Origin of the sequence: Streptomyces sp. R44 (genome assembly GCF_041053105.1) — a bacterium.
Taxonomy (GTDB): Bacteria; Actinomycetota; Actinomycetes; order Streptomycetales; family Streptomycetaceae; genus Streptomyces.
The window spans coordinates 2,690,361-2,705,681 of the sequence record NZ_CP163444.1; the positions used below are offsets into that span (position 1 = coordinate 2,690,361).

Consider the following 15,321-nt stretch of genomic DNA (forward strand, 5'->3'; position numbering starts at 1 on the left):
TCACGAGTCGCGCTGCATGGACGTCGAGAGGGGCGACTCGCAGTCGAAATCGAAAGTCTCTACGGCGGCGTCAGCGGGAAAGTCTGGGTGGTCGTGCCAGATTCCAGCCAAGGCGACCAGCAGGTTCCACGAGGCGGTTGCATGCAGCTCCGTCTCCCCTGAGTGCTCAGCCGGTGAGTTTCGGTGGAAGATCACCGCCGCGATCTGTTTGTTCGCGGCCAGGCGCAGGGCTGCGGCCGTGCGGCGGGCTTCGCCTTGAAGCGGAGCGGTTTCGGGGATGCGTGCCGACACGAAGCCAGCCAGCCGTGCGACCTGGTCCTCAGTGATCCGTTCCACTCATACCCCTGCGGCTAGCAACCCTATTCACCTGCGACGGCGCCAACTATCGCACCGGGCTGACACCGCCATGGGCGATGGGAGGCCTAGACAGCTTGACCAAAGACATAGGGGCACCCCCGCCCCCTCACCCGCCCCCGAGCCCGCGTCTGCTCCGTGCGTTGATCTCGGCGGTGCGGGCCCGCAGCTCGTGCAGGGGCGTGGCGGGCTGGACGTCGACGGGCTCGGCCTCCCACTCGCCGCCGCCGTGGACGGCGCGGATCAGAAAGCGCCCGGAGACGCACTCCACATAGAAACCGACCCGCCCCGTGGCGGTGTCGCGGACGAGGTCACCGACCTCGGGCAGTGGCTGCACGCATCCCCTCCGTCCCGAATCCTGAAGCCTGGGGACACTCAGGGAAGCGCGGCGACCCCGCCCTGTCAACGTATCTCTAGAGATGTCCCCCGATGGATGGATCGACCGGGCGGGACGGCGTACTGGTGTGCACCGGGGCCGAGGAGCGCGCCGTAGGGTGTCCCGCAATGGAAGGGAGTGGTCCACCCGTGACTGACCAGGACAGCGCTCGTCGGCCCAAGTACCAGCGCATCGCCGACGAGTTGAGAACCGCGATCCAGTCGGGCGCCTTCGCGCCGGGCGATCGGCTCCCCGGCGAGAACGACCTCATGTCGACCTACGACGTGGCCCGCATGACCGCTCGCCAGGCCCTCTCCGTCCTGCGTACGGAAGGGCTCACGGAGGCGCGCAAGGGCGCCGGGGTCTTCGTCCGGGTCTTCCGCCCGCTGCGCCGCCGGGGCATCCCGCGCCTCGCCGGGGAGCAGTGGGGCAGTGGCCGCTCGGTGTGGTCGGCGGACGTCGAGGACCGGGAGCTGGTCGTGGACCAGATCGAGGTGGGCGAGACGGAGGCCGGGGACCGGGTCGCGGGGGCGCTGAACCTGGCGCCGGGGGCACCGGTCTGCGTCCGCAGCCGCCGTTTCGTACTCGACGCGAAGCCGGTGCTGCTCTCCGTCTCGTACCTCTCGGCCGAGCTGGTACGCGGTACGCCGATCGCGGAGCCGGACACGGGCCCGGGCGGTACGTACGCGCGGCTGACGGAACTGGGGCACCGGCCGGTGCGGTTCCGGGAGGAGATCCGCTGCCGGATGCCGACGGCGGACGAGTCGGACCGGCTCTCCCTGGAGCTCGGGACGCCGGTGGTCCTGATCGGGCGCACGGCGTTCACGGGGCCGGGGATGGCGGTGGAGCTCAACGAGATGACGCTGGACTCGTCGTCGTACGTCCTGGAGTACGACTTCGACGCATAGCGGCGGCCTCGAACCGGGCGCCGGGGTCGGCGTGGACGACGTCGCCGGGGAACTCGGCGGCGGCCAGGGCGACGGCGTCCGCCGGACTGGTCCCCGGCCCGACGTGGGTCACGACGAGCCGGCCGGCACGGGCGTCGGCGGCGCTGCGTCCGGCCTGGGCGGCGGAATGATGCCCGGGCGCAGAGCCGTCGGCCTCACAGACGAACAGATCGCACCCCTCGGCCAGCTCGACCAGGGAGGAACAGGGCTCGCAGTCCCCGGAGTGCACGAGGGAGGCCCCTGCCTCGTCCTCCACGCGCAGGGCGAAGGCGGGCAGGCCGCCGTGCTCGACGGCGCGGGAGCGAAGGGTGAGCCCCCCGACGCGTACGACATGCCCGTCGTGCAACTCCTCGACGGCGAAGGCCTTTTCGACGGGGCTGCGGGCGGGTCCGTTCGTCAGGAAGGCGGCGAGGCGATCGGCGATGCCGGGCGGCCCGAAGAGGGGCACGGGCAGCGGGAGGTCGAGCCCGGCGTACAGCAGCGCGTAGGAGGCGGTGAGCAGGTCGGCGCTGTGGTCGGCGTGGAGGTGGGAGATCCACACGGCATCGACCGACCCGAGCGACACGTAACGCTGGAGCTCGGCGAGGGTGCCGGTCCCGGCGTCCACCCAGAGGCGGACGCCGCCACCCTCGACGAGGTAGCCGGAGCAGGCGTTGCCGGGCCGGGGGAAGGGGGTGGCGGACCCGAGGACGGTGATCCGCAACAAGTCGCTGCCCATGCGTCGAGTCTAGGCCGAGCTGCCGACAACTGACCTGAATCCGTGCAGAAGAAGTGAAGATCGTGCGTATCGTGTGTGCTCGCCAGGCCCCATCGGCGGGTGCCGGGCAGAGAACTGAGGGACATTCATGCTTCGCGTACGCACGCTCGCGGCCGTGACCGCGGCCGCCGCCTCCGGCATCCTCCTGCTGCCTTCGCAGGCGCAGGCGGCCGGTTCGGTCCACCTGTACAAGGTCTACTACGACAGCCCGGGCACGGACAACCGGTCCAACAGCAGCCTGAACGCCGAGTACGTCCAGATACGCAACACGACCGGCGCCGCGGTCAACCTGCGGGGGTGGACGCTGACGGACGCGGCCAACCACAAGTACACCTTCGGCGCCTTCTCGCTCGGCGCGGGCAAGATCGTGACGGTCCGCACGGGCCGGGGCACGAACACCGCCGCGAACGTCTACCAGAACCGCGCGGCGTACGTCTGGAACAACGACAAGGACACGGCGACGCTGCGCAAGTCGAACGGCACGAGCGTGGACACGTGCGCGTACAACTCGACGCGGGTGGACTACAAGTGGTGCTGACGAGGCACCGCGCCTGAGGCCGGGGCCCGGGGGTCAGGAGGCCTCGGCCGCCTCCCGGGCCCCGGGCACGCCACCCCCGTGCTGCTGGACGTCGGAGTTGACCTGTCCGCCGAGGGTCATGACGTTCAGGGTGGCGGAGTTCTCGTTGGCGATGGCCTTCTCGACACGCGAAACAAGAACAGAGAACGCCTCGCGCTCAGCGAGGTTGTGATAAGGCCCGACCTTGGTCTCAAAGTAAACCCGCTCATGCCCGAGCAACTGCTCGGTGGACCGGTAGTTCTTCCACTGCTCGCGATAGCGGTAGACACTCTCGAGCGACACGGCGGCGACGACCACGACGCTCAGGACCGTGGCGGTGACCCGCGCGAACCCCAGGTCCAGATTCACGAACACGGGCACCAGGGCGCCGCCGACGACGGAGACGGTCCGCATCCGCAGATGCATGGCCTTCATCCGGGTCGCTTTGGCGTCGTACCACCCCTGGTACTGCGCGAGCCTGGTCTCCATGTACCGCTGCGGCGTCATCTCGCCACCCGTCACGCCCACTTCGGGCGCGTCCCCCACCTCAGCCATACCGCGAGTACACCGGCAAGCCCAACCTCCCGTCAACTCCCACCTCACACCCTCCACCAAGCGCCGCTAGAACCACGGATCCCGGCCGCAGGCGGCACCGAGGCGCGGCACGGCCACCGATCGTCATCGCGAATCTCGACGAAGAACAGTGCTTCCCGCGGACGTTCAGGAACGTCAATAACTGATCACCTGAGGCCGCGACCTGTGACGACCACCAAATCGAACAGCACCGTGACGTGCTGACGAGCCGCCGGCAGTGGTCGACTCCAGTCGCTACCGAGCGCCCGTCTACTGCCCCAAGACGGCCCGGCGGGGGGCGATCGCGCGTCAGTACACAGGCGGAGAGAGGCCAGGGCGCCCGGCCGGTGATCTGTCGACCTCGTGGCTGAGCCAGCAGGCGCGGACGCGCCCGCCAGCCACATCGTCGACCGCCGCCACCCCTGCTAACTGCACGGCCTTGCACGCAGGCAGTGCTCTAAAGGTGCGGCGACCATCCAAGCCATAGACCTACGGGGATCCGTCAACGGCGCCGTACGTGCTCGGCTGGTTACCACTCTGTCGTTCTCTCCGGACGGTGACCCTGACGTGGACGCTGCCCACCAGGGACGATCCACTGCCGATCGCAGCGACCGCTGCAGCGGCCCCAGCAGCACCATGCCACGCGAGCAGTGCTGCGGTGATGACAGCAATCAGCCCCGTGAGCGCTGTGATCCAGCCCGTTGCGGTGGACCCGTCGATGCGCGATATGCGCCTTTCAGTCGATGGCACTGTAGAGCACCGGTCCTTCCGCATCGCACATCCCTGCCAGGCAGCACTGGGCTACGCCCATCCGTTGTTCCACCTTGCTGACGTACTTCTCCAGCTGCGGGACGAGGCCCTCTTCGTCGAGCCGATACGAGGCTGCCTCGATGAGAGTCCGGGAGACACGGGGGGATGCGTCGGCGCCGTTGGTGAAGACCATCAGGTCCGACAGGAGTTGCTGCGGGGAGGGGACGAAGACACGCCGAGCGAGGTCGAAACGACTGGGCAGGTGGTAATTGGGTTTTCCCTGTTCGCGCCCGGCAGGGATCAGATGCATCTCCCAGCCACTACGGTCAGACGGCGAGTAGACACGAGGACTCCAGTGCAGCTGGTGGAACACACAGCCGTGGTCGTCGCGGAAGTCCTCGTCGAACCAGATCCCGCCCCAACGGTCCACGCCCGATCCGCCGGCCCGCCAACCGATCACGGGAATGCCGGAGCCGGCCCAATGACTGGCCACGGAGCCGATGTAGGGGTGGTGGAGCGAGTCTCGCGGGCCGGTGACGAGCGAGGGTTCGCTCGTCCTGCGAGCAACGGAGTACGGCACGTTCTCGGCTGCCTGACGACGCCGCGCAGCACGCTTTCTGGTTGAATGCTTGACCATCAGTTTCCAGACCGGCAGTTACCCACACCCTGCCTCACTGAGCGTCAACCAGTCTTGCGCGATCCACTGAGGACCTTGGCCAGGGTGTACGAAGTGGTGTGGGCACGACGTAGTGGCTCAGGCGGCGCAGCTGCCAAGTGGGATCATACCGATGCCCAACACCCCTGGCCTGCAACTTCCGGCAATTCACGCCCTGTTCGACACCCACTTCAGGAGGGCGGGAGGCGAAGAGTGGCACTGACCTGCGCCTTTCAGGAGAAGGTAGATCGACGCTCACCCGCGGGATCTCCCACTCCCCGTGAGCGCCCCGCCTCATCAGACATGGGTGCGACACGGCTGGTACCAGAGGCCCCTTTGCGCGCGACTCCCGGCAGCCTCGACGACCCGCCGAGCCTACGAGTGCTCCACGAAGGCCGTCGGAGGCATGTCGTCCCCCTCCCCCTCATACGCGTGCCACCGGGGGGCACGACTGGCAGGACACCGACTACACCTCACGACGCATGCCGGCCGCACGGTCAAGCCGATGAACCAGATCCGTTCGCGTCAGCGCATCACGGAGGCGACGGGGCTCCCCGAATCCGGCTGCACGACACCGGCAAGAGTGCGCAACGCTCCTGTTCGCCGCAGGCGTGCCGGCGCGGGGCGGGAAGGAGATCTCGGGCACTCGCAGATCGCCGTCACGATGAACATCTACACCCACGTCGTCCAGGACACGCAGCGCGAAGCCGTGAGTCACATGGACCGGCTGCTCAGGAGTCGTCCCCGGTCTTGGGTCCTTCACGTGCAGATTGCCAGCTCGACTGATCGGCTGCCCAGCGGAGGACGGCATCACAGACTGCGGTCTGGGAAGCTGACCGCGTCCCCTCGCGCTCAGCGGCCGTGCCCGCTTGGTGAACCACCTCGTAGCTGTCGTCCTCGTCGAGCAGGACTTGGAGGTACCAGTCGCCCTCACCCTGGTCGGTCATCCGCTGAAGAAGCAGGTACTCCCTATGTCGCAGCCCGGCAAGCATCGCCTCGATGATGGAGGCGTCGGGGTCGCGGACCAGCCGTCCGTCGGGAGCCAGCGCGACAAGCTTGAGCGGCCCGAGACCCTCCTTCTGATGCCTATCCCGGACCCACTCCTTCTCCTGACCGGTCAGGAGAGACGGCGGTACGGGGGGTCCGTCAGGGTTGTAGACCGCAATGGGGTCGTCCGGATCGGACCACGACCCCACCGTCCACAGGCGGTACACGTGGACACCGTCCTCCGCCAGCGGCACTGCGAGGGTTGTCGGCGCGGGAGGGCCAGGAATGCAGCGCCCCACGTCCTCCCCGTACGGGCCACCGTGGAAGATCGCGTGCATCCATCCCTTCGGCGGTCGCCCGGTCGTGTCGAAAACGTCCTCCACCGTTCCCCCTTCGACGGAATCGCAGCCCTGACGGTCATCATGATCGGCCGGGCGGGCCCCAGAGCCCAGTGACCATGGACGTTGATGTCAAAAGTGGACGCCAAAGGCCCCCAGCAATGATCGGCTGGGGCCCTTTCCCTGGTGGGCGCGGACGGTTTCGAACCGCCGACGTCTCCTTTGCAAGCCTGGCACCCGTAGCTGATCCGCCCTGGCAGCTCAGCCTCTCTGTGCGCCACGACGGCTGAAACAGGCCGCAGTGCCCGCGGTTGACCGCTCGATCTGGCACACATCCGCCAGCTCCCTCATCGACCGTGAGCAGCCGCGCCTTCCGGCAGGTCGGCGACACACCGGGCGGTCACCAAGTAGCCCGCGAACCTGACGTCCGGCCTGGCCTTCGCCCACCCGTCCGCCCTCTCAACCGGTACCAGCACGGTCGTGCCCGGAACGGGGTAGTTCACCTTGTCCGTGGCGCCCGGGGGTACCCCGTAACGGCAGTGCACCTCGACGATCGACACCACCTCCACCGAGGCGGGCGCATGTCCCTCGTCCTGGCCGTGATGCTCCTCGCGGAAGTCGATCTCATCAGCACGTTCGACACCGACGACGTCGACGTAGTCCTCCGGATCGACCTCCAGCAGCGTCCAGGAGACAACGTCCCCTGGCGCGAAGCTCTCTCCGCAGCACTGGATCTGCCAGTCATCGACCCAAATCGTCAACGTCATGACGCCATTGTCCGCTGCGGGCGGCTCCTCACAGCTGCTCTTACAGGCCTCCCACGAACGCCCACGTGCACAGCCGGTGAGGCCAGCGGCCTCGTGGGCCTCCCGAGCGGTCACTAATCTGTTCGCATGACCCCGAACGAAGACCGCCAGTTTCCCGCTGCGCTCGCCGCTGCCATGGCGGTCCGGCTCGACTGCATAGGCGAGGACGGCGTCGACTTCGAACCCTACGAGTCCTTCCTGACTGCCGACGAGACAACGGACTGGCTCCGTGCGTGGACGGGCAACAGCGACCTGACCGGCGATGACTTCCGCGTCTTCGGCCAGGACGGCACCGGCGGGAACGTAGCCTTCTGGCTCACCCGTCCCGGCCGGGACCTGACAGAGCAGCCCGTCGTCTTCATGGGCTCCGAAGGAGAGACCGGAGTCGTCGCCCGCGACCTGGGCACCTTCCTGTGGCTGCTGGCCGACGGCTTCGGCCCGTGGGAAGCGGCCGCCTTCTACGAACCCGAGCCCGACTGGGCTCCCAGGGTCAACGAGGACCTGGCGGCCATCGCGGAGCAGCACGCTCCGTCCTGCCGTGCGTCGGCGGCGACGATCGTCGCGCAGGCCACACAGGAGTTCCCCGACTTCGACGACACCATCATGGGGTTGTGCCGCTGAACATTTCCAGGTGAGCTGGATTGGGCCACTACGCCTGCGGGGTCGGGCCGCAGCTCGCGACGGTCGTAAGGGGCCGTGAGGACTGCTGTCATCCACCGTCCGGTTCGTCTGGGCGGTCGGCCCAGTGCCACCAAAGGACCCGGTCCTGCTGACAGCGCCACAGGGAGCGGCAGACCCTCTTGCCGTCCTCCTCGCGCGTGAAGGGAGCGAATCCCTTCCACTGCATGGGTCGGGCGCAGTCGGGGCAGGGGAGCGGCCAGCAGCCATGGTGCGGAACGTGCTCTCGGGCGTTGTCAGTGGTCGGCTGTAGCGTCCTGGCCAAGGTTGAGCCGGTTCGATGTTCCTCCCCGGAACACGGCGGCCAGGGGGGGTGGCACGGTAGGGGTCCCCTGAGCTTTCACGCTTCGGGATCCTCAGCTCGGACCCCACCCCCCTCTCACCTTCCCCGGTTGATGGGGATCTCGTAGACGATCTCGCAGAGGGCGGCGGGCACGACGATGTCGGCGGTCTCGACGGGCCGCCCCTGGTCGCTGCAGTAGATCCGCCGGATGTGCGTGACGAGCGCGGCCTTCTGGATCCCGAGGAGCGACACTTCCTCGGCGGTGGCCTGCCGCGGCTCCGGCTGCTCGACGGCGTGGCTGACGGTGACGCCGATCTGGGCCATCCGATCCACGACGCCGGCCCCGGCGCGCACCTTCCCGTCACGCCCGGGGCTCAACCAAACAGCTCCAGTCCGTTCCAGCTGCGTTCGCCGCCGATCGCCCACGCATCCAGTAGCTGCCGGGCCTCGGTCTCAGGGGCGGCCAGCCAGACGGTCTGTGAGCCACCATGTGTCGGCACGCCGGCCTCATCCCAGTCGACCCGCCCCTCGCTGCAGCATGCGCACAGCATGTGGAAGCTGCTCGCCGGCTCGGCACCGAAGTCCTGCGCGAAGAATGAAGCCACCAAGGCGTCGACGTCGGATGCATCCGCTGCGTTTACGGTCGCATGCAGCGTCGGCAGTGGAGAGGTCTCGAAGAGCAGCAATTCGTCGAAGACAGCGACTCTCTGGCCGTTGTACGTCCGCTCGCCGGTCGGCTCCCCATCGTGGACGACGATCTCCCCGAAGCGCCGGCCTTTCGTGGCAGGGACGTTCATCACGCGTCCTCGCGTTGGGCAGAGCCGCTGGATCCAGACCACCTCGCGCTCGCCGCCCGTGTCCAGCCGCACGCACGCCGGGCCGAAGGCGCCGTTGATCTCCCCCTCCCCCTCTGGCATCGGGATTCCGAAGCCCTCCCAAGCGTCACGGGCGGTCGACCAGTCACGCTGGATCGTGGCAGCGACCCCCAGGTTCCAAAACGCCGGGTCCTGCTCGCCGCGCAGCGAGCGGGCAGCAGCCTCACGGCCGAGTTCGTAGGCCTTTGCCCAGTTACGCAGAAACTTGTACGCCAGTGCCGCGTCGTACCACCACTCCGCGCTGGGGCCCTCGTCCGGATAGTGAGCAAGGACCTGCTCGTACAGCTCGGCGGAACGCAGCCACTCCTCCGCATCCCACATCTCCCGAGCTCGTTCCAGCAACCGCTTCGCCTCGGACTTCTCCACGCCCCTGTCCCTCTCTCCGACCAGGGAGGGAGTTTCGCACGACGACTGAAGGGTGCTGGAAGGGGGGAACATCAACACTTGTGACAACCGCCAACGATGTGTGGCCGGCCTCTCGAAGGCGCGCCCGCTCATCGGCGCTTGGGAGTGCCGCGCAGGCACTCCAGAGGGTCCGCTGTGTCTCCATCACCTTGTAGAGGAGGTCCTTGGACGTGCGAAAGCGGCCTGCATGCCATCTACGGGCGTCGTCAGCTTCTCTCCGCTCCCGCTCAGCCCCGCGCTGTAGTAGCTGAGTCGTGATGGCAGCGGCCAGGGTGCCGATGACGCCGAGGAGAGCGAGGAGGAACTGAATGGTTGATTGGCTCACGGCCGGAGACCATCGATCTTCCGGGTGGTGCCGTCCACTCTTAGCTGTTCACTCAGATCTTCTGGAGAAAGCCCCTTGCTAAGGGCATCATGATCTGTCGTGGATCCAACCATCGTTGCCGCCCTCGTAGCCGTGCCGTCCGCTCTTCCGCGACCTCGCACCGGCGGCACACCGCGACCTATCCTCCTGGCCCGGCGGTCGAAACTCAGACTGGGCGGAATCCCACGAGACAGTCACCGCCCGCCTCCCCACCGCAGAGGAAGCAACGGCTCTTCGCATCAGCTCCACGCGGACGGTCCTGACCATCACAAGCATCGCCATCAACACCACGGGCCGCGTGATCGAGGCCGTACTCATGACGCTGCCCAGCGACACCGCCGACGCGGCCTTCACCACCCACCCGACACCCAAGGAAGAGGAGGCGGGTAAGTGACCTCCCGCAACGAACTGCGGCTTCTCCCCTGGTCCGGCCCCGACGGCAAGCCGTGCTTCCTGAGCACTGACGACAGCAACAGGCGCTTGTCCCGCCTGGCCGACAGGCTCGAAGCGACCTACCTCGACCATGCGGCCGGGGCACTCACCGACGCGATCGAAATACTGAACCTGCCGGAGCTCGACCCGGCGGACCTGCGAGCCACGTCGACAGACCTCGCGGAAGCCTTGGAACAGGCGCTACGCGTTGCCGAGAGCCGCGGCCGTCGCCTCCCATAGGTGGGTCCCCCGCCCACATCAACAAGGCCATCGCCTCCTCGAACCACCTCAGGATGCAGGACTCTCGCGTGCACGATCAAGAAGCCCCCAGCATCTCCGCTGGGGGCTTCTCTGGCACAAGTTCGGAGGCCGTGCATTCCCTCGCCCCCGCAGGTCAACGTCCTACAAGTGGCATGGCGGGCGCTCTCGGCTCACGAACAGGCCGCACCTCGTGGACACAAAGGCTTCTCAGTTGGCACCCGCTGGGCGCTGTGGGACCTCGCGGACCCTCTGCGAGACCTACCGCCTTTGCAGGGAGCCACAGTTACGGCTGTCAGCTCCCTCCACTCGACGGAAGCTCAGAAAGCCGCGCAGCACTCACACATCTGGCATCCTGCTCACAGGGCTGGCCATCGTTACCTGAGCCAGCTGCACACTCCCGTTCAGTGGTACGCCGATTCGAGGACTACAGTGACTCAGTCGCCCAAATTCACCGAACTCTACTTCGGCATGGCCGATAGCAAGAACGAAGCGCGAGACAGCCCTGACGCCTTCATTAAGAGTTTCATCGATCCTCAAGGAATCGTCCCAGACCTGCAAAGCCGAAAGAAGTTCCTGGTACTAGGACCCAAAGGCGCGGGAAAGTCGGCAGTTGCTTGGTATATGGATCTTACTGCGTCCTCGACGGAACTGGTCAGCACTCGCGACATTAGCGAGCTCCCGATTGCCGACGTAGAAAAGATGAAGACTGGCGACAATGCAGGAATCGGGAGAACGGTAACCGCATGGAAGCTGATCATTCTTTGCGCCCTCCTCGATCTCATCTTGACCGATCAATCCAGCCCTCTCCACTCAAATGCAGAGGTCCAGCGAGTCGAAAAGGAGCTGAGACGTCAGGGTTTCATGGACCCGACGCCAGTAAAGGCGGTACTGGCAACCACTAAGAATACGTTTAAGGTGCCAGTCCCAACGATTGGAGAGATCTTCTCAAGAGAAAAGAGCAGCTCTGTCCATCTGGCCAATATTGTTCCCTTTGTTGAGAAATGGGTATCCGCAAACCAGAAAAACAAACACACGTTGATCCTGGACGGAATCGACTCGATCTATCTGAACGACCCGAAGTATTTCACGTCGATTTCCGCAATGGTGCAAGCAGTGTACTCAATCAATCAAGCATTGCGTGCCTCACGATCCAGCGCTCACGTAGTCCTGCTTGTCAGGAATGACCTCTTCTCTAGGTTGACATTGGCCGACGCCGGAAAGATGCGCGAGGATTTCGGAGCCGACCTAGATTGGCGAATCCTCTCTGGCCAACCACGCCAGGCCCCCCTATTCAAGCTCGTTAACAGGAAAGCTGGATCGCTCCTCACGAACCCTCCTGCAGACATTATCGACACCTACTTCCCCATCGACGTGCAGATTGGAGGGAGGGGTGGCGGGGCACCCCAGTGGGTGGCTATCCATCAATACTTGCTCAACCTAACGCGCCATACACCAAGGGACATGCTGCGCCTGTTCGAACACATTCGAAGGGTTACAGAATCGGGAAATCTCCCGACGACCAGAGACGGGAAAGTAACACAAGAAATCATCAGAGAGGGCGTCCTGCAATACTCGTCAAAGTATTTCGTAGACGCTATCAATAACGAACTCGTTGGCCGCGAAGGTGACGAAGATAGCCTCGTCCGCGAAGCTATGGTCACACTTAGGCACCTGCCTAAGAGTTCGTTTACTCTCGACGAGTTCGTACAGGAATGCTTCGGAGACGCTTCCGTTGAGAGCCGCAAGAGATCCGAGAAGGTCCTAACGTGGCTATTCTTTGCCGGGGCTCTTGGGAACTTGCGAGGAGGCTCCGAGACCTACATGCAGTTCTATCACCGACGTGAAGATACAGACGTTTACCTCAAGGGGAAACTCGTGCTACACAACGCTCTTGTGCACGCTTGGAATGTCCCCCGCTAACACCTCTACCTAGGGTCAGCGACCTTCCCCCAGAGGCCATTCAAGACTACAGGTAGCCGTGCAACCCGTAACGGCCCGAATCGCCACGGGTTGAAATCCTCCCTCCGGCAATGAAACGGCCCCTGCCCAGGAAAGGGTAGGGGCCGTTACCAAAGCAGTACATGGGAAGCCCTGGGCACTTTCCGGTGTCTCCGATAAATCAGGTCATCCAACCAGAACGCCAAATGCACTACTCTTGGACTAAAGATAAAATAAGAGAGGAGCTGGCGACAGCAGACGGAGATCTGGATGGATGCCAATCAGACGCCATCACAAGTCTCAAGGGAGGCCGAATCATTAATATATCCCGTCACGCCAGTAGCTTCTCCTGCTCCTTCTTAAGTCGATCGAACGAGCCCTGAACATATTCATTAAACGCGCTTCCCGGATGTGCGATCAAGGCGCGCCTATGCAATCCTTCGGCCTCCTCTAGAATCGAAATCTCTAGGGCCAGAACATGAGCACAAAAGTCGCGAAGGGGGTGCGGAACCTCGGGCTCAACAATCAGGTCGGCGCGTTCGATAATCAAGTCCCGCATTCGGCGATTAGTTGGAACAAGCGCCTGATCCCGCCACCTCTGCCACTCGCTCGAATTTGCGGTTGGATCTCTCTCATCCTGTGCGGGAAGAAAAGAAACCCGCAATGCTTCCCAAACTCTCTCATTACTCTCAATGAGAGTATTGAGAGGCCCGTAAAGCTCTCGGAGTTGGCTATTGATTCGCGCGAGACGAGCCTGGCGTCGCTCTTGTCGAATTTGGGCCCGCTGGGTTAGGAGAAATGCCAGAACTGCGACGACAATGCTCGCGCTGGCGGTGATGATGGCTGCTGTCACACTGCAAGTGTGGCCTACGGTAGTCGTTTTGGATACAGGCAGGCACCCCTGACCGGCCCTTCGAATGGCCGAAGCCGCTCTCGACCTGACCGATCAAGAGTTCGACTGACCTCTACGTGACTGATTCACTTGGCGAGGTCTAGTCCGACTGATGCCATTATGGCATCGTCTGCCAGTACTTGCGCCCTATGATGGGGCTGCTTCACGGCTGTCGGTATCAGCGGTGCATGCTCCATGGCCCTCGTCCCGCTGTGCAAGAGCAACAACATTTCACAGAACCTCACGAAGCGGACCATCAGTTGTCATACTGGCCGCACGCATACCAAGGGTCTACGTTCCAGCTCGGGTGGAGGTCATCGTCAATACCATAATTTCTCAGGCGAACCGGCTCTTTATCAGCTATGCCTTTTCGGACGACGAGCTGTTCGATGACGCTGTGCGAGCGTTTGCCAACGACCTTAAGCGGTTTTACTCAGCAAAAACCGGCAACGAACTTTCGGTCTTCTTTGCGCGTGAAAGCATTGGATGGGGTGACAACTGGAGGTCTAGGATTGATAGCGAGCTGGAAAACGCTTCGATCTTCATGCCGATCATCACCATGCAATACTTCAACCGCTCCGCATGCCGGGACGAACTAAACACGTTCCATCAAGGAGCGTTGCGGCTGGGGGTGCAGTACCTGATTCTTCCCGTAGTCATCGCCGGCGCCCACGCCATCAGGTCCGACCATCCGATGCCAGAAGTGGCGACAATCAAGGCGCTGCAATATAAGAACTTGGAGGAAACCTTCCTTGCCGGCCCGGGAACGCCGGAGTGGCGCAGAGCACTCAGTGGCCTAACCGACGAGCTTATCGAACTAATCTCGAGGGGAGAGCTAGCGTCCCCCGTGCTTGCATCTAAGGATTCGGGTGGAGTTGACCAAGGCGAACTCAGTGAAGATAACAGTGATTTTCTGACAAGTGCGGCAGAGTTGGAGACCCTCACTCCCGCTCTTGCGAAGGCTGCCGAGCAGGTACTGGAGGATTTCGGCTCGTGGTCTGAGGTAGTGAACGAAGCAACCAAGTTGGTCAAGCCTGGCTTGACAGTTCAGCAAATGCGAGCCGTCTCAATCTCGATCGCCAATCAGCTGAAGATCCCGTCGGAGAAACTGCACGACTCTGGGGTAAAGCTTGCAGAGACGGCAGAGAAGGCCGACGCTGTAATGAATGCGATTAGCGACCAAATCTCTCGGGTACCAACTCAAGAGGGGAAGGCCGGACTGGAGAAATTGGTTGCGCCAATGCGACAGTCTGCTGATCTCCACGAGGTAGTGGGTAACATGACAGAACTTCTCGAAAACATGGCATCAGTGGAGGTACTGAGCGCTCCCCTCAGGAGATCCCTCAAACCGGCCAGGATCGGGATCACTAAAATTCAAGACACCGCGCGAGTGGTGGACCGCTGGGCCAATGGTCCACACATGTGATGCCGCAGGGTCGGACGAGTATTCTACTTTTCAGCGTTCACGTGAGGCATGCAGATCGGCGACAGCTCTCTGACCTACGCCCAACGTCGTGGACTGTGCTGAAGAGATGGAACCCGGGGCGATCCTGGGCTCAAACGTAGAAGAATTCGTCTGGAATTTAGCAGCGACTGGAGGAGGACTTGTTTTCCGCGAGCCTCCTCCAAGTAACCTGGGTTCTACGCACCAGCAGTTCATCCACTCGCACGAAGGCAGACAAGATCTTCCTACTGGGGTGCAGGCGACGGGATCGAAGCCTCACCGATTCACGCCTCGCCTAACTTGCATCCCGTCTGCCATCGGCCCACACGTATGTGGAGCGGCCGCGGTGCCGGGCGTCAAGGTGGAGCGCGCCACTGTACGAACGACCTTGACGCCCGGCACCGCGGCCGCTCGGCTTGTCCTGGGCCGATGGCAGGCGGGATGCAAGTTCCCCACCCTCACGTCCCACCGGCCGGCACCCGCGTACGGCCCCCTCCCATCCCGGAGCCGGAGCGCCCCCGCCGGAGGCATCGTTTTGAGTCACACCCGCGTACCGCCTCGGCCGCATCGTGGTTCACCCTTCATCAACCCGAGCTGTCAGGCGTGCGGCCGGCGGTCGGGCTGGAGCGGGGCGGAGACAGGAGCGCAGG

Annotated in this window: 15 protein-coding genes and 2 pseudogenes; 7 read left to right on the forward strand and 10 right to left on the reverse strand. The window is 64.1% G+C overall.

The window, feature by feature from the left end; all coding sequences use genetic code 11:
- Together AB5J54_RS12485 and AB5J54_RS12490 are read right to left on the reverse strand one after the other, a co-directional pair.
- Nucleotides 1–336 carry a hypothetical protein gene (locus AB5J54_RS12485; RefSeq protein ID WP_369141788.1) on the reverse strand — a complete coding sequence of 112 codons (336 nt, stop codon included), beginning with the start codon at nt 334–336 and terminating at the stop codon, nt 1–3.
- A 127-nt stretch (nt 337–463) separates the two neighbouring features.
- A complete protein-coding gene (locus AB5J54_RS12490) occupies nt 464–691 on the reverse strand; it encodes a hypothetical protein (protein WP_369143998.1) in 228 nt (75 codons plus the stop codon).
- Nucleotides 692–879: 188 nt separating this feature from the next.
- On the opposite strand from AB5J54_RS12490, the gene AB5J54_RS12495 reads away from it, so the two are divergent.
- Nucleotides 880–1,638, forward strand: coding sequence for a GntR family transcriptional regulator (locus tag AB5J54_RS12495; RefSeq protein ID WP_369143999.1), 759 nt, complete (start codon nt 880–882; stop codon nt 1,636–1,638).
- Here AB5J54_RS12495 and AB5J54_RS12500 read toward each other — a convergent pair.
- Entirely contained in the window at nt 1,580–2,395 is an 816-nt protein-coding gene (locus AB5J54_RS12500; protein WP_369144000.1) for an MBL fold metallo-hydrolase, read from the reverse strand. The genes AB5J54_RS12495 and AB5J54_RS12500 overlap by 59 nt on opposite strands.
- 127 nt (nt 2,396–2,522) lie before the next feature.
- Here AB5J54_RS12500 and AB5J54_RS12505 point away from each other — a divergent pair, with 127 nt between their 5' ends.
- Entirely contained in the window at nt 2,523–2,972 is a 450-nt protein-coding gene (locus AB5J54_RS12505; protein ID WP_369144001.1) for a lamin tail domain-containing protein, read from the forward strand.
- Nucleotides 2,973–3,005: 33 nt separating this feature from the next.
- On the opposite strand, the gene AB5J54_RS12510 is transcribed toward AB5J54_RS12505, so the two are convergent.
- From AB5J54_RS12510 to AB5J54_RS12525, 4 genes are all read right to left on the reverse strand, one after another.
- Nucleotides 3,006–3,545 (reverse strand): DUF4231 domain-containing protein, encoded by a 540-nt coding sequence (locus tag AB5J54_RS12510; protein WP_369144002.1) that lies wholly within the window; start codon nt 3,543–3,545, stop codon nt 3,006–3,008.
- 754 nt (nt 3,546–4,299) lie between these two features.
- Nucleotides 4,300–4,806 carry a hypothetical protein gene (locus AB5J54_RS12515; protein WP_369144003.1) on the reverse strand — a complete coding sequence of 169 codons (507 nt, stop codon included), beginning with the start codon at nt 4,804–4,806 and terminating at the stop codon, nt 4,300–4,302.
- Nucleotides 4,807–5,699: 893 nt separating this feature from the next.
- Nucleotides 5,700–6,338, reverse strand: coding sequence for a hypothetical protein (locus tag AB5J54_RS12520; protein WP_369144004.1), 639 nt, complete (start codon nt 6,336–6,338; stop codon nt 5,700–5,702).
- A gap of 302 nt (nt 6,339–6,640) precedes the next feature.
- Complete coding sequence (locus tag AB5J54_RS12525; protein ID WP_369144005.1) at nt 6,641–7,060, reverse strand: DUF6578 domain-containing protein; 420 nt, start codon at nt 7,058–7,060, stop codon at nt 6,641–6,643.
- A 126-nt stretch (nt 7,061–7,186) separates the two neighbouring features.
- Between AB5J54_RS12525 and AB5J54_RS12530 the strand changes: the two genes are divergently transcribed.
- The gene (locus tag AB5J54_RS12530; protein WP_369144006.1) at nt 7,187–7,720 is read left to right on the forward strand and encodes an SMI1/KNR4 family protein; all 534 of its coding nucleotides are present in this window, start codon (nt 7,187–7,189) and stop codon (nt 7,718–7,720) included.
- A 436-nt stretch (nt 7,721–8,156) separates the two neighbouring features.
- Here AB5J54_RS12530 and AB5J54_RS12535 read toward each other — a convergent pair.
- Both AB5J54_RS12535 and AB5J54_RS12540 read right to left on the reverse strand, forming a co-directional pair.
- Nucleotides 8,157–8,408, reverse strand: a pseudogene (locus tag AB5J54_RS12535) (UTRA domain-containing protein); the annotation flags it as partial.
- Nucleotides 8,409–8,434: 26 nt separating this feature from the next.
- Nucleotides 8,435–9,301, reverse strand: a complete 867-nt coding sequence (locus AB5J54_RS12540; protein ID WP_369144007.1) for a tetratricopeptide repeat protein — start codon at nt 9,299–9,301, stop codon at nt 8,435–8,437.
- 578 nt (nt 9,302–9,879) lie between these two features.
- Here AB5J54_RS12540 and AB5J54_RS12545 point away from each other — a divergent pair.
- The 3 genes and pseudogenes from AB5J54_RS12545 to AB5J54_RS12555 form a co-directional block, all read left to right on the forward strand.
- A pseudogene (locus tag AB5J54_RS12545) lies at nt 9,880–10,098 on the forward strand (UTRA domain-containing protein); the annotation flags it as partial.
- On the forward strand, nt 10,095–10,376 hold the full coding sequence (locus tag AB5J54_RS12550; protein WP_369144008.1) for a hypothetical protein: 282 nt from the start codon (nt 10,095–10,097) through the stop codon (nt 10,374–10,376). The pseudogene AB5J54_RS12545 and the gene AB5J54_RS12550, both read left to right, overlap by 4 nt.
- A gap of 489 nt (nt 10,377–10,865) precedes the next feature.
- The gene (locus tag AB5J54_RS12555) at nt 10,866–12,317 is read left to right on the forward strand and encodes a hypothetical protein (RefSeq protein ID WP_369144009.1); all 1,452 of its coding nucleotides are present in this window, start codon (nt 10,866–10,868) and stop codon (nt 12,315–12,317) included.
- A gap of 349 nt (nt 12,318–12,666) precedes the next feature.
- Here AB5J54_RS12555 and AB5J54_RS12560 read toward each other — a convergent pair whose 3' ends face one another.
- A complete protein-coding gene (locus AB5J54_RS12560; protein WP_369144010.1) occupies nt 12,667–13,188 on the reverse strand; it encodes a hypothetical protein in 522 nt (173 codons plus the stop codon).
- 346 nt (nt 13,189–13,534) lie between these two features.
- On the opposite strand from AB5J54_RS12560, the gene AB5J54_RS12565 reads away from it, so the two are divergent.
- The gene (locus AB5J54_RS12565; protein ID WP_369144011.1) at nt 13,535–14,653 is read left to right on the forward strand and encodes a toll/interleukin-1 receptor domain-containing protein; all 1,119 of its coding nucleotides are present in this window, start codon (nt 13,535–13,537) and stop codon (nt 14,651–14,653) included.
- Nucleotides 14,654–15,321: the final 668 nt, after the last annotated feature.